Consider the following 13,212-nt stretch of genomic DNA (forward strand, 5'->3'; position numbering starts at 1 on the left):
CAGACGCCTGCTCTGCCGCAGGGCGTCCGGGTCGGTGCCTTCTATCGACGCAACCTGACCCGCACACCCTCAAGGGAGGTGAGCACGAGGTAGGTCATCACGGTGGTCGAATGAATGGACATGACAGGACGATGCCCAAGTGCTGGCATAAGGTCAAGGCGATCGGCGCGTGCCTTGTTCGAATCCGCCGGAGGATTTAAAGCATCGTGGATGCAGATTTCTCCTTATCCCGGCAAAACCATTGCGATCGACTTCGAGACTGCGACCGAGGCCCGGGCGAGCGCCTGTTCGGTGGGGCTCGCCTTCATCGAGAATGGTCGGGTGGTGCGTGTCGAGGAACGGCTGATCCGGCCGCCCGGCAATCGCTACTCGCCGTTCAACATCGCGATCCATGGAATCCGTCCTGAGCATACCGCTCACGCCCCTGATTTTGCCGATGTGATGGCTGAATTCGCGGGAGATTTCGAGGGCGCGCGGATGATCGCGCATAACGCGTCCTTCGATTTCTCGGTTTTGAGAGCCTGCCTCGATCTCTGTGGCCTCGAATATCCGGAGCTGTCCTATCTGTGCAGCGTCAAGCTTGCCCAGCGTCACTGGCCGGATCTCGGTTCGCATCGGCTGAATATTCTCGCTGCTCACCTAGGCCTGACCTTCGCGCACCACAATGCCGCAGAGGATGCTCGGATCTGCGCGGAGGCTTGCCTTGCAATGGCGGCGGAGGCGGAACTCGCCGATATCTTCGATCTGGCGGTGAAACTCGGCCTCAATGTCGGCCGGTTGAACCGCCGCGGCTACGAGCCATGCTCCTTTGCGCGCAAGCCAAGACGGGCTGTTGCCTTGCAAGCGTGATGCGGCGCCTTATCTTTGGGACAGCGTTCACAAAGGAGTGATGAACATGTCCCTGAAGCATATCCTTGCCGCCGCTGCTGTAACGGCTGCGACTGCCCTGCCAGTGGCTGCCGAAGTTGTCGGCAAGGTCGGGGTCGACTGGGTCGGCAATGATATCGTTGTTGAAGCGGTCACCGACCCGGAAGTGAAGGGCGTCACCTGCCATGTCACCTATTTCGACCGGTCGATCATCGATCGGCTTTCCAAGGGAAACTGGTTCGAGGATCCCTCCAACAACTCCATCGCCTGCCGCCAGACGGGGCCGATCGAGATTGGCAATATCGATCTTTCGGAGGATGGCGAGGAGGTTTTCCGCGAGGGGCTTTCGATCATCTGGAAGTCGCTGGTCGTCAACCGGATCTACGACAAAGAAAACGATACCCTGATCTATCTCGCCCATTCGCGGCAGGTCGTGGAAGGATCGGCAAAGATGGCCATTTCGACGGTGCCGCTCTTCAACCAGAACGTCGTCTGGGCCAACGGGAAGCCGAAGTAACAGACCAGTTTTGGGGGGAATGGACTGAGTGTGGCCCTGTGTGACGGGCGTCACTTTCACGTCCGCCAGCCCTTCTTCATTCATGCGCGACCGGCACCGCGTTACCCCCAATTTCGCAGCCGGTCGGAGCGGTAACCTGTTCGCCTCTCCACGCAAAGACGCCCTGGAGCCTTACGGATCCAGGGCGTTATTGGAAGTCGCTAGTGCGACTTACTTGACGTATACGACCTTACCGCCGTTGGCTGCAGTTTCAACGTCGATGACGTTCATGGTCTCGATGCTCTTTTCCTGCAGAGCTGCCATGATGGCCGGGTCAGCGCTTGCCTCTGCCTGGGCTTCAGCCATGGCGCTCTGGTCGTTGACCATTGCTTCCAGGCGGGTGTGCTGCTGACGGTCCTGGTCATTGTTCAGGCTGTCGAGATAGACGATGTTCACGCCTTCGGTCATCGTCGTGGAATTCGTGGTGGTCGTGGTGTCAACCATCGGATCAGCGGTCTGGGCCAGTGCCACGCCCGAGAAGGACGCGATAGACATTGCACCGGCGAGCGCGAGTTTAACGGCAGAATTCATGATATTTCTCCTTGGTTTCCTTTCAGAAACTTCCGCGTCGTCGGAAGCACTGGAGAAACGTCCGGAGCCGGACAGAGTTCCGTATGCTTTAAAATAACTATTGACTAAAACGTGTTTATCTGTCGCCGGAAAATTTGGAACTTTTCGGCCTGACCTTTTGCACAAACGGGAACGAGCCCCGACACGGTCGAGGCTCCTTCCGGGGAAGAGTGATTACGCTCAGGCAGCCTGGGCGAGTTCGTCGGCGATGACGGTGTCGAGGTTGAGGAAGCAGACCATCGACTTCTCGAGAGCGACGATGCCGCGGCAGAAGGCGCGCTGCGCTTCCGGGATGATTTCCGGTGCCGGCTGCAGATCTTCGCTCTTGATCGTCATCATGTCGGAAACCTGTTCGACCAGGAGGCCCACCAGCTTGCCGGCGATGTCGGTCACGATGATCGCTGCACGTTCGGACGGTTCCGTCATCTTCATGCCCAGGCGGCATGCCATGTCGATGACCGGGATCACGGCGCCGCGCAGGTTGATCAGGCCGAGAACGTAAGGCGGCGTGTGCGGCATCGGGGTTACCGGTGCCCAGCCACGAATTTCGCGGATGGCCATGATGTCGATGCAGAATTCCTGGTCGCCGAGATGGAAGGATACGATTTCCAGATAGGCGCCCGACTGTTTGATGGCATTGCTCATGTTCAGAACTCTTCCCAGTGTTCTTGTGCTGCGGCAGCAGGTGCTGTTGCCGAAGCGGTCCGGTTGAATGATCCCGCAACCTTGTTCATCAGGGCCCGTGCGGGAGACGGTCTCTGAGGGGAGGCGGTGCGCGCTGCCTCCTGCTGTTGGCCATGAGCAGGTCCGTCCAAGTTCACCTTGAACTGGCCGACGAGGCGCGAAAGGTTTTCCGCATCACTCGCCAGCGTATGGCTCGCCGCATTGGTCTGCTCCACCATCGCGGCATTCTGTTGCGTGACCTGGTCCATCTGTCCGACGGCCGAATTGATCTCGCTCAGTCCAACTGATTGTTCTCTCGCGCTGGTAACGATTGCCTTAACGTGCTCGTTAATTCGTAAAACATCTTCGCCGATGCGGTGCAGAGCCTCGCCGGTTGCCGTCACCAGTTCGACGCCGGAGCGCACTTCATCGCTCGATCGGCCAACGAGGGTCTTGATGTCGTGGGCGGCCTCCGCAGCTCTTCCGGCGAGCGCGCGGACTTCCTGGGCAACAACTGCAAAGCCCTTGCCGGCGTCGCCGGCGCGTGCCGCCTCGACACCTGCGTTGAGTGCGAGAAGGTTGGTCTGGAAGGCGATTTCGTCGATGACGTTGATGATCTTGCCGATCTCGTCGGTCGCCCCTTCGATTCGCTCCATGGCGGCCATGGCGTCGTTGACCACTTCGCCCGACTTTTCCGCATAGTCCTTGGCGTTGTCGACCATGTGGCTGGCTTCTTCGGCGCGGTCGAAGGCGGTCTTCACGGTCTCGGTGATCTCCGAGAGGGCCGCCGAGGTCTCTTCGAGCGACGCCGCCTGTTGCTCTGTGCGGCGCGCAAGGTCGTCGGCTGCGCTGCGCATCTGCTGGCTGTTTGCGTAGATCGAGCTGCTGTTCGTCGAGATCTCGGTCATGACCCGTTTCAGGTTTGTCGAGACCTCATTGAAGTCCGTGCGGAGGCGCTCGAGATCGGCCGGGAAGGGGCCGGTGATCGTCGTGCAGAGGTCGCCGTTCGAGAGGCGCATCAGACCTTCGCCAAGCGCATCGACTGCAAGCTTCAGAGCCCGCGTATCGGCTTCCATGGCGGCCGTGCGGCTTTCGCGCTCGGCCTCGTTCTGCTGACGCTGGGCTCGGCTCGTTTCTTCAAGCTCCCGCTTCTCGATCGCGGCCTTGCGGAACAGGTCGGCTGACCGGGCCATGCCGCCGATCTCGTCGTGCCGCTCGGTGCCGTCGACATGGGCATCGTAATCGCCGTCTGTGATGCGCTGCATGCTGTTGCGAACCAAGCGGATGCCGTTGGCAATCGAGTTGCCGTGAATGAACTGCAGCACGATGACGGTGATGAAGGCGAGGCTTCCGAGCCCGAGCTGGAATGTCAGGGCCTGATCGCTGCGGCTAGTGGCTTCCTTGGCATATTCCTCGACCAGGTTGCCGCCGAGGGCAGAGAGATTGTTGAGCACGCTGCCCAGGCGGTCGCCCGCGCCATCGATGGCGTCGTCGATGGCGGCATAGTCTTCTTCCGGTGCGCCGGTCTCGACCATGCGCTTCAGATCGACCTGGATGGCTTGGGTCACGGTTTTGAGGTCGTCGGCGTAGGTGCCGACTTCGCCGGGAACGCCGGCCTCTGTCGCCACGGCGGTGAGAACCGGAATGCCGTCGGTCAGAAGTGCCACGGCGGCGTTGATAATGTCGATGCGTTCCGGCTGGATGGCCCCTTCGCCCCGGTCGATGATGGTGTCCATGGCCGCCAGAACCATGTTGGCATTGGCCAAGCGCATCTCGTTGATTGTCTCGACCTCGTTCTTGATCTCGATCGAATCGTGGATGGCGGTGGAGATCCGCGCATTCTGGTACCAGCCGACCGCCAGCATCGAGCCGATGCCGATCACTCCGGCAGCGCCGAGTGTCATCAGGCGCTGCCTGACGGTCAGGTCTCTACCCAAGATGAAATTGAACATTGTGCTCCCCAGCTCCGATCCGGCCGCCCTTGCGGACCGGTGACGTTACATGCGCAGACCGGGGAGCTGTCTCCTGGTGGACAATCATGTCCGCCTGGCTATGTGAGCCAGAACGCTTACAAAGAATCCCGAATATTAGTTAATCTCGAACTAATCCGGACAAATTCCGAAGGACTGGACGGCGACGAGCGGCTAAGTTGCTGTGATTGCACGGCGATAAAGATGCCATGTGGCATGCCCGGCGACCGGCAGGACCACCAAAAGCCCGAGAAACAGGGGAATCAGCGAAAGGATCGACAGTGCCGCGACGAAGACGCCGAAGGCGAGCATCGGCGCCGGATTGTCGATGACGGTGCGCATGCTCGTCAGCATCGCGGTGACGAAATCGACATCGTGATCCAAAAGCAGCGGCATGGAGATCACCGTGGCGGTGAAGAGGATCGTCGCCAGAACGGCCCCGACGACCGTTCCGACGGTCAGGAACAGCAGCCCCGGCGGCGTGGTCAGCACGACGTCGACGAAAGCATCCAGCGTTGCCGGAATGCGGAAGCCGAGAAAGAGAGCCATCAGCAGGCGAACCTGATAGATCCAGATCCAGAAGATGAAGAGGACAACAAAGGCCATCCAGGAAAGCTGCCGTTCCCGCTGGCGGAAGACTTCGGCGAGAACCGCTTTCCAGCTGATCGCCTCGCCCTTCTGATTGCGGCGACTGATCTCGTAAAGCCCGACGGCGACGAAGGGGCCGATCAGGGGAAAGCCGATCGCGACCGGGATGATCATCCAGGGCAGGTGATAATAGGTCAGCATCACCGCAATGAAGAGGCCGCCGAGCGCGTAGATCGCGCCGAAGAACAACCCGAACGTGGGATAGCTGCGGAAGTCGCGCCAGCCATCGGCGAAGGCCGCCTTCACGTCATCCATGCGCAGCCGGTTGATCTGCAGTTTCGGCAATGTGCCGCGGTCGAGTGCCTGCTGTTCCATTGGTCCCTCCCAAGACGTCCGGTCCTGCGACAATCTGTCAGCAAATGATGATTCTGTTCCTTGATAACCGTCAAGTCGCAACTGCGTGCATCACTTTCTTCGGTGTCATCCTGAACGAAATGCGCTAGAATAGTTGCATGGCAGAGGCTGTACGCTCACATCGATGGTTGCCGTTGACGGCCCTGTTCCTGGCAGGGGCGCTGTTCACGCTTGCCGTTTTCGTGGGCTGGATGCGCTATGGCGGCGATATCTTCCTGACGCTGATCGAGAGTGGGCTCGCCTACTGCTTCTGAATGCGCTTGAGGCCCGTGACAAATCCGCGCTTGTCGCTCTTTCCACACCGAGTTGAATTGCCTCCCGATGCAGAGCGGTTTATCCGCCTTGGCTAGGAATTCTTATGCAAGGAACTGCCAGCATGAAAACAGTCAGGATCGTCTTGTGGGCCGCGGTGGTCGTGATGGCAGGTGTCCTCGGCTGGCTGACCTATCAGGTCACGCAGTCGGACCAGACGATTGCGGAGGCGCCCTTCGGTGTACCGTTCCAGCTGGTCGACCAGAATGGCCAGCCGATCACGGAGCAGGCCTTCCGCGGAAAGCCGACGGCGCTGTTCTTCGGCTTCACCCATTGCCCCGAAGTCTGCCCGACGACGCTGTTCGAACTCGATGGCTGGCTGAAGCAGGTGGATCCCAATGCCAGCGGCCTCCAGGCCTATTTCGTCACCGTAGACCCGGAGCGTGATACGCCCGAGATCCTCGGCCGCTATATCTCCAACGTCACCGACAGGGTTAAAGGCATTGCTGGCGATCCGGCGAAGATTGCCGAAGTCGTAAAAGGCTTCCGCGTCTATGCGAAAAAGATCCCGCTCGACGAAAGCCAGCCCGACGGCGACTACACCATGGACCATACGGCCTCGGTCTTCTTGCTGGACGCTGAGGGACGCTTCAAGGGCACGATCGCCTATGGCGAGAATCCCGACACGGCGATCAAGAAGCTCGAAAACTTGATGAAGGGCTGAGCGGCCTCAAGCCCACGGAGGTTGCCTTGGGGGCGATTGCGTTGTACCGCAACCGCTTGCGCACCTGACCATCAAGGATAATCGATCGTGGCTGAAATCCGCCTCTATGTGACCTGCACCGAAAAGGACGCCAACCGGATCCTCGATCTGATGAGCTTTGCCTTCGGCGAAGAGGATTATGCGATCGCCACCACTGAGGTGGATGAAAAAGCCGACATCTGGGAAGCCTCGATCTATCTGATGGGCGACCAGGAAGAGGAGGTCGCGCCCCGGGTGGAGGCTTTGCTGGCGGACGAATATCCCGACGCCAAGATCGAGCGGGAAGTGATCCCGGACATCGACTGGATCGCGAAGTCACTCGAAGGCTTGAAGCCGGTCCGGGCAGGGCGCTTCCTGGTGCATGGCTCGCATGACCGCGACAAGGTTCAGAGCCATGATGTTGCAATCGAGATCGACGCAGGCCAGGCCTTCGGCACGGGGCATCACGGGACCACGGCAGGCTGCCTCGAAGTCATCGAAAAGGTTGTTCGGTCCCGCAAGGTGCGCAACGCGCTCGATCTCGGGACGGGCAGCGGCGTGCTGGCGATTGCCGTGCGCAAGCTGCTTCCGGTGCCGGTGCTTGCGACCGATATCGATCCGATCGCGGTTCGGGTTGCCAAGGAGAATGCGCGGCGCAACCAGGTGGTCGATGGCATCGACTTCCGCACGGCGCCCGGCTTCCACTCCACAGCCTTCCGCGAGCATGGTCCGTTCGACCTGATCATCGCCAATATCCTGGCGCGGCCGCTGATCAAGATGGCGCCGCAGCTGGTCACGCATCTCGCGCCCCATGGCTCGGTCGTCCTTTCAGGGATCCTTGCCGAGCAGCGCTGGAAGGTGATCGCGGCCTATAGCGGCGAGGGGCTCTCCCATGTGAAGACCATCTGGCGCAATGGCTGGGTGACCATCCACTTCACGCAAGGGAAGGGATGAGACGTAACGTCAGTCTCACCCGGAAATGGAAAAGGCGGCCCGCTGGGAGCCGCCTTTTTGGCATCGGCATCATGCCGCGCCGAAATCCGCGAGCGTGGGAGGAGCGCTCAAGCGGATGCTAGGTTTGTGGTCGTATCCGACCGCCGCTGATCAGATGATCGAGCGCTGATGCGGGCGGCGACGCAGTTCGTCGCGTGTCAGACCCATGGCGGACAGCGATGCGTCGTCAAGCGACAGCAGGGCGCCCGTGGCATAGAGATCGGCACGGCGCTGGCGTGCCTCAACAAGATTGTTCAGGGCAGTACGCAGGAAAGACTTGGCCATCTCTCGGTTCCTTTTCGGTTTCGGACGCATCACTCTGCGTCATCGATGATCCTCATATAGTCCGATCCGACATGTTCAGTCAGAGGGCTTGAAGCACGGGAGGCCTGCGCTTGCTGCATAGCAACATAAGGGTCGCCTGAAATTGCGGCATATCTGATTTAGATGATCGGCAATTGCCCTGGAACGATGCGCCGGTGGTGGTGAGGGCGATGGCGCCTTGCTATAAGCGATCACAGATTCAGCAACCAGCGCAGGCCAATCCATGTTTCAGTCCTTTGACGTCAAGTCCACGCCGCATCACGGCAAGTCGAGAATCGCAGCGCTGCGTGCGCTGTTTGGCGAACTCGGCATCGATGGGCTGCTCGTCCCGCGCTCGGACGAGTATCTTGGCGAATACGTACCGGAGTCGGCCGAACGGCTTGCCTGGGCAACGGGCTTTACCGGCTCGGCAGGCATGCTGATGGTTACGGAAACACTGGCCGTCGTTTTCGTCGACGGCCGCTATGTGACGCAGCTGGCCCAGCAGGTCGACCCGGAAGTCTTCACCGGCGGCGATCTGGTCGGCGAGCCGCCACACAAGTGGATCGAAAACCGGGCGCCGAAGGGCTTTCGTCTCGGCATTGACCCCTGGATGCATACCGGCGCTGAAGTCCGGCGGCTGGAAAAGGCGCTGGCCGACAAGGGCGGAAGCCTGGTCATGCTGCCCTTCAACCCCGTCGACCGTCTGTGGACGGACCGCCCGGCGGAGCCGAAAGGCGCGGTGATGATCCAGTCGCTCAATCATGCGGGTGCCTCGGCTGCCGACAAGCTGAAGACGATCGCCGCCGATCTTTCTGAGAAGAATCTCGCGGCCGTCCTGATCTCCGATCCATCCTCGGTCGCCTGGATTTTCAATCTGCGCGGCAATGACGTGCCGCATACACCGCATCCGCTGTCGCGCGCGATCATCAAGTCGGATGGCTCGGCCGAGCTCTTTCTCGACAGCGCCAAGACCAATCTCGAGGTCGAGAATTACCTCCGCGATCTCTGTGAACAGGTGGACCCCGCAGTCCTGCCTGAGCGACTGGCGCGCGTGGCGCGCGATGGCGCCCGCATTCTGGTCGATCCCGATCTGGCTCCTCATGCCCTGTCGCGCATGATCCGGGAGAGCGGCGGCGACGTAGTCGAAGGCAATGACCCGGCAAAGCTTGGCCGCGCGGTCAAGAATATGGTGGAGCTCAACGGTTCGGCTGCCGCTCATCTTCAGGATGGTGTGGCCATGGTCGAGTTCCTGCACTGGTTCGACGAACAGCCGCATGGCAGCCTGACCGAAATCGCGGCCGCCCGGAAGCTGGAAGCGGTACGCGCCGCCGTTGGCGAGCGGATGCAGAATCCGCTCAAAGACATCTCCTTCGACACCATCTCCGGTGCCGGCGAGAATGCAGCCATCATGCACTACCGGGTGACGACGGAGAGTGATCGGCAGATCCGTTCCGGCGAGATGTTTCTCATCGATTCCGGCGCACAATATGTGAACGGCACAACGGACATCACCCGGACGCTTGCCGTCGGCGCGGTGTCCGACGAGCAGAAGCGCTTCTTCACGCTGGCACTGAAGGGCATGATTGCGATCAGCACGGCGCGTTTCCCCAAGGGCACGCGCGGCTGCGATCTCGATCCGCTGGCGCGCATCGCGCTGTGGAAGGCCGGTGCCGATTTTGCCCATGGCACGGGCCACGGCGTCGGCTCCTATCTCTCGGTTCACGAAGGACCGCAGCGCATTGCCCGGCTTTCCACGCAGGAACTCCTGCCCGGCATGATCCTGTCGAACGAGCCTGGCTATTACCGCCCGGGCAGCTTCGGCATCCGGATCGAGAACCTGATCTATGTGCGCGAGGCAGAACCGATCGAGGGCGGCGACCAGCCGATGCTCGGCTTCGAAACGCTGACCTTCGTACCGATCGACCGCAACCTGATCGTCGAGGACCTGCTGACGCGTGACGAGCTGCAATGGCTCGACGCCTATCATGCGAAGACCCGGGAAGAGCTCTCTCCGCTCATCTCGGACGCCGCGACCCGCCAGTGGCTGGAACAGGCAACGGCGCCCTTCAGGCGCTAAAGGTCATCCGAGGAACTGGCGCATCAGCATGACGGCGGCCCAGCCGCCGATCAGCATCGGGATTGGCGGATAGCGCAAACCAATCAGGAAGGCCGCCACCATGGCGACCTTCACGTCGATTTGGCCATAGAAGAAGGCCGGTGCGACAAGTGTTGTCAGAACTGCGGCAGGCACGGCATTCAGGGCCGCTTCCAGCCGCGGCGGCATCTGTTTCAGCCGCTTCACCAGGATGTAGCCGCCGATACGGGTGACGAACGTGGCCGCGGCTGCGGCCGCGATCAACAGCGTCATGTAAGGCGTGAGGAGGGTGGTCATCGTGCAACCTCCTCGGGTCCGGTCTGCTGCGGTGGTGGCAATAGTGCCGCCAGAAGGACGCCTGCCAGAGCGCCGACGCTGATGTGCCATGGGGATCCGATGAGGTGCTGCGCCACCACGGAGACCACGGCGCTCACGATCACGATCAGCAGGAAATTGCTGCGCTTGCGGAAGCCGAGCACCAGGCCAAGGAAGTAGATCGGCAGGAGCACGTCGATGCCCCAGTCCGCCGGGTCGCCCATGGCCTTGCCGACAAGTCCGCCGACCGCGGTCATCGCCACCCAGGGCACGTAGATCATCGCGCCGAAGCCCAGATACCATGGAAAGGAAACACTGCGGCCACTCTCGCCGCGCGCCAGCGTTTCGGCGAATTGCGGGTCGGTCAGCAGGAAGAAGCTCAGGATCTTCTGGGGCAGGGTGAAGTGATCCATGAAGGGTGTGATCGCCGCCGAATAGAGGATGTGGCGGAAGTTCACCGCGAGGATCGACAACACGACGACCCACATCGGCACCGACTGGCCGAAGAGCTCGATGCCGACGAGCTGGCTTGCGCCCGCATAGACCGTGGCGCTCATCAGGGCGGCTTCGGCGACCGTCTGGCCGTTTGCCACCGCGACTGCGCCGAACAAGACGGCGAAGGGGCCGGCAGATATGATCATGGGAAGGGCTTTGAGTGCGCCTTCGGTGAAGTCTGATCGGGACATGCTGCAAGTTCTCACGTTCAACCGTTGGCTAACCGCTGTCGGCTTGTCCGACAAACCAATTCCGCTGATGGAACGACCATCGGCATTGATGCATGGGATTGCCATCCGGTCAGGATTTCAGTCTTGTCGAAAAGTTGCATCCGGCGTGGAGGGAAGGGCAGATGGAAAAGGATCTTATCAGCCGCGAGGACAAAGAGCGGCTGTTGCTCAAGGTCCAGCGTCATCTATCCGACGAGGCCGAAGTCGATCTGGGGCGTTTCGAGGTCGAAGCGCTCGTCGACCTCGTGGCGCGGCTGATCGGGCCGCACTACTACAACAAGGGTCTTCGGGATGCCCAGGCACTGCTTGCCCGGCAGGTCGACCAGATCAACGATGCATTTTATGAAATGGAGCGGCTGCCCGAGGCGTGACTACTTCTTCGGCCGGATCGGGAACGTGTGTTCCTGGCCCGGGAAGACGCGGTCCTTGACCTCGGCGGCATAATCGCTGGCGGCCTTGTCGATGACGTCGGCCAGTTCGCTGTAATGCTTGACGAAGCGCGGCTTGAACTCATTGAACAGGCCCAGCATGTCGTCGGAGACCAGGATCTGACCGTCACAGGCCGGAGACGCGCCGATGCCGATGGTTGCTGCCTTCACCGTGGCCGAAATCTCACGCGCCAGCGGCTCGACGGTTCCCTCGATGACCATGGCAAAGGCGCCGGCTTCATCGATCGCCTTCGCATCGCGGCGGATCTTGTCCTGCTCGGCTTCGCTGTGGCCCTTTGAGCGGTAGCCGCCCGAGGTGTTCACCTGCTGCGGCATCAGGCCGATATGGCCGAAAACCGGCACGCCGCGCGAGACGAGAAATTCGACCGTCTCCGCCATTTCCGCGCCGCCCTCGAGCTTGACGCCATCGCAGCCGGTTTCCTTCATCAGGCGCACGGCGTTGCGGAAGGCCTGTTCCTTGCTCTCCTGATAGGAGCCGAATGGCAGGTCCACGATCACGCAGGCGCGGCTTGCGCCGCGCATGGTCGCCTGGCCGTGGGCCACCATCATGTCCATGGTGACGCCAACGGTCGTGTCCATGCCGTAAAGCACCATGCCCAGGCTGTCGCCGACCAGCAGCAGGTCGCAGTGACGGTCAAGAATACGTGCGATCGGCGTCGTATAGGCGGTCAGCGAGACGATCGGCCGTACGCCCTTCAGGGCTGTGATGTCGGCCGGTGTGAAACGCTTCTGGCGGGGTGGTGTGCTCATGTCAGGCGGCCTCCATGCCGGTGGCGGCCGCTTGGCCGATGATGCGGTTGTCGAGAAGTTTGGTCTTGCCGAAACGCACATAGAGAAGAACCAGCGCGGTCTCCTTGACCGTCTCGATCCGCTCCAGTGTTCGTGGGTCGCGAATGGCGACGACTTCCGGTTCGGCCAGAGGTTCGCTTCGCAGGAACTCGATCAGCTTGGCTTCCAGGGTCGCGACATCGCGGATCCCCGTCAGCAACAGGCGCTCGGCTTCGGCCAGCGTCTTGGGGACGATCACCGCAGCAGCGCGCTCCTCGGGCGAGAGATAGACATTGCGCGAGGAGCAGGCGAGGCCATCGGCTTCCCTGACGGTTGCAACCGGCACGACGCGCACCGGCTGAGCCAGGTCCTCGACCATCTTCTGGATGATTGTGACCTGCTGGTAGTCCTTCTCGCCGAAATAGGCGTTGTCCGGCTGGACAATGTTGAAGAGCTTGGTGACGACGGTCGCCACACCGGCGAAATGGCCGGGACGAGCTTCGCCTTCGAGTTCGGAGCCTAGTTTCGGCAGGTCGACCACCGTCTGCATGGGTTCGGGATACATGTCCTCGACACCGGGTGCGAAGAGAATGTCGACGCCTGCTTCTTCCAGCATGGCGCTGTCGCGGGCGAGATCGCGCGGATACTTATCGAGATCCTCGTTCTTGCCGAATTGCAGCGGATTGACGAAGATCGAGACGACGGTCACGTCGTTTTCAGACTTGGCGCGTCCGACAAGGCTCAGGTGCCCCTGATGCAGGTAACCCATGGTGGGCACAAAGCCGATCGTCTGGCCGGCACGGCGGCGGGGCGCGAGCTTCTGTCGCAAAGCGGCGATCGTGGTAACGATTTCCATGACCGGCGTCCTCCCTGTCTTCTCGTTGGCTCGGCTCTAGCGCTTGCCGACAAAAAAGGCAATCGCACGAATCCTTTGCAGAA

The 13,212-nt window shown here is 61.1% G+C and carries 16 protein-coding genes; 7 read left to right on the forward strand and 9 right to left on the reverse strand.

The features are described from left to right. Positions 1-210 precede the first annotated feature (210 nt). Both FAA86_RS21405 and FAA86_RS21410 read left to right on the forward strand, forming a co-directional pair. A complete protein-coding gene (locus FAA86_RS21405; protein WP_136543026.1) occupies positions 211-849 on the forward strand; it encodes a 3'-5' exonuclease in 639 nt (212 codons plus the stop codon). 46 nt (positions 850-895) lie between these two features. Beyond that, positions 896-1,384 (forward strand): CreA family protein, encoded by a 489-nt coding sequence (locus tag FAA86_RS21410; protein ID WP_113460820.1) that lies wholly within the window; start codon positions 896-898, stop codon positions 1,382-1,384. A gap of 210 nt (positions 1,385-1,594) precedes the next feature. On the opposite strand, the gene FAA86_RS21415 is transcribed toward FAA86_RS21410, so the two are convergent. The 4 genes from FAA86_RS21415 to FAA86_RS21430 form a co-directional block, all read right to left on the reverse strand. Further along, complete coding sequence (locus tag FAA86_RS21415; RefSeq protein ID WP_113460821.1) at positions 1,595-1,954, reverse strand: hypothetical protein; 360 nt, start codon at positions 1,952-1,954, stop codon at positions 1,595-1,597. Positions 1,955-2,173: 219 nt separating this feature from the next. Continuing rightward, complete coding sequence (locus FAA86_RS21420; protein ID WP_006725961.1) at positions 2,174-2,638, reverse strand: chemotaxis protein CheW; 465 nt, start codon at positions 2,636-2,638, stop codon at positions 2,174-2,176. 2 nt (positions 2,639-2,640) lie between these two features. Next, positions 2,641-4,608, reverse strand: a complete 1,968-nt coding sequence (locus FAA86_RS21425) for a methyl-accepting chemotaxis protein (protein WP_136543027.1) — start codon at positions 4,606-4,608, stop codon at positions 2,641-2,643. A gap of 192 nt (positions 4,609-4,800) precedes the next feature. After that, positions 4,801-5,589 carry a DUF2189 domain-containing protein gene (locus FAA86_RS21430; protein WP_136543028.1) on the reverse strand — a complete coding sequence of 263 codons (789 nt, stop codon included), beginning with the start codon at positions 5,587-5,589 and terminating at the stop codon, positions 4,801-4,803. A gap of 137 nt (positions 5,590-5,726) precedes the next feature. Between FAA86_RS21430 and FAA86_RS24715 the strand changes: the two genes are divergently transcribed. The 3 genes from FAA86_RS24715 (at position 5,727) to FAA86_RS21440 (ending at position 7,576) form a co-directional block, all read left to right on the forward strand. Beyond that, on the forward strand, positions 5,727-5,882 hold the full coding sequence (locus FAA86_RS24715; protein ID WP_167495058.1) for a hypothetical protein: 156 nt from the start codon (positions 5,727-5,729) through the stop codon (positions 5,880-5,882). Positions 5,883-6,004: 122 nt separating this feature from the next. Continuing rightward, entirely contained in the window at positions 6,005-6,604 is a 600-nt protein-coding gene (locus FAA86_RS21435; protein ID WP_136543029.1) for an SCO family protein, read from the forward strand. A gap of 87 nt (positions 6,605-6,691) precedes the next feature. Further along, entirely contained in the window at positions 6,692-7,576 is an 885-nt protein-coding gene (locus FAA86_RS21440) for a 50S ribosomal protein L11 methyltransferase (RefSeq protein WP_113460824.1), read from the forward strand. Positions 7,577-7,726: 150 nt separating this feature from the next. Here the strand turns inward: FAA86_RS21440 and FAA86_RS24720 are convergent, their stop codons facing one another. Next, positions 7,727-7,900 carry a hypothetical protein gene (locus FAA86_RS24720; RefSeq protein ID WP_167495059.1) on the reverse strand — a complete coding sequence of 58 codons (174 nt, stop codon included), beginning with the start codon at positions 7,898-7,900 and terminating at the stop codon, positions 7,727-7,729. A 262-nt stretch (positions 7,901-8,162) separates the two neighbouring features. On the opposite strand from FAA86_RS24720, the gene FAA86_RS21445 reads away from it, so the two are divergent. Then, a complete protein-coding gene (locus FAA86_RS21445) occupies positions 8,163-9,998 on the forward strand; it encodes an aminopeptidase P family protein (RefSeq protein WP_136543030.1) in 1,836 nt (611 codons plus the stop codon). 3 nt (positions 9,999-10,001) lie between these two features. Here FAA86_RS21445 and FAA86_RS21450 read toward each other — a convergent pair whose 3' ends face one another. Both FAA86_RS21450 and FAA86_RS21455 read right to left on the reverse strand, forming a co-directional pair. Further along, on the reverse strand, positions 10,002-10,313 hold the full coding sequence (locus FAA86_RS21450) for an AzlD family protein (RefSeq protein ID WP_136543031.1): 312 nt from the start codon (positions 10,311-10,313) through the stop codon (positions 10,002-10,004). Beyond that, a complete protein-coding gene (locus FAA86_RS21455) occupies positions 10,310-11,017 on the reverse strand; it encodes an AzlC family ABC transporter permease (RefSeq protein ID WP_136543032.1) in 708 nt (235 codons plus the stop codon). The genes FAA86_RS21450 and FAA86_RS21455 overlap by 4 nt, the downstream gene beginning before the upstream one ends. Before the next feature lie 161 nt (positions 11,018-11,178). Between FAA86_RS21455 and FAA86_RS21460 the strand changes: the two genes are divergently transcribed. After that, on the forward strand, positions 11,179-11,427 hold the full coding sequence (locus FAA86_RS21460) for a DUF2164 domain-containing protein (RefSeq protein WP_167495060.1): 249 nt from the start codon (positions 11,179-11,181) through the stop codon (positions 11,425-11,427). On the opposite strand, the gene panB is transcribed toward FAA86_RS21460, so the two are convergent. Continuing rightward, positions 11,428-12,255: a 3-methyl-2-oxobutanoate hydroxymethyltransferase gene (gene panB / locus FAA86_RS21465; RefSeq protein ID WP_136543034.1), complete on the reverse strand. Its 828-nt coding sequence runs from the start codon at positions 12,253-12,255 to the stop codon at positions 11,428-11,430. A 1-nt stretch (position 12,256) separates the two neighbouring features. Then, entirely contained in the window at positions 12,257-13,129 is an 873-nt protein-coding gene (gene panC, locus FAA86_RS21470) for a pantoate--beta-alanine ligase (RefSeq protein ID WP_136543035.1), read from the reverse strand. Between the last annotated feature and the right edge of the window lie 83 nt (positions 13,130-13,212).

Origin of the sequence: Rhizobium rosettiformans W3, from assembly GCF_004912135.1 — a bacterium.
GTDB classification, from domain to species: domain Bacteria; phylum Pseudomonadota; class Alphaproteobacteria; order Rhizobiales; family Rhizobiaceae; genus Allorhizobium; species Allorhizobium rosettiformans.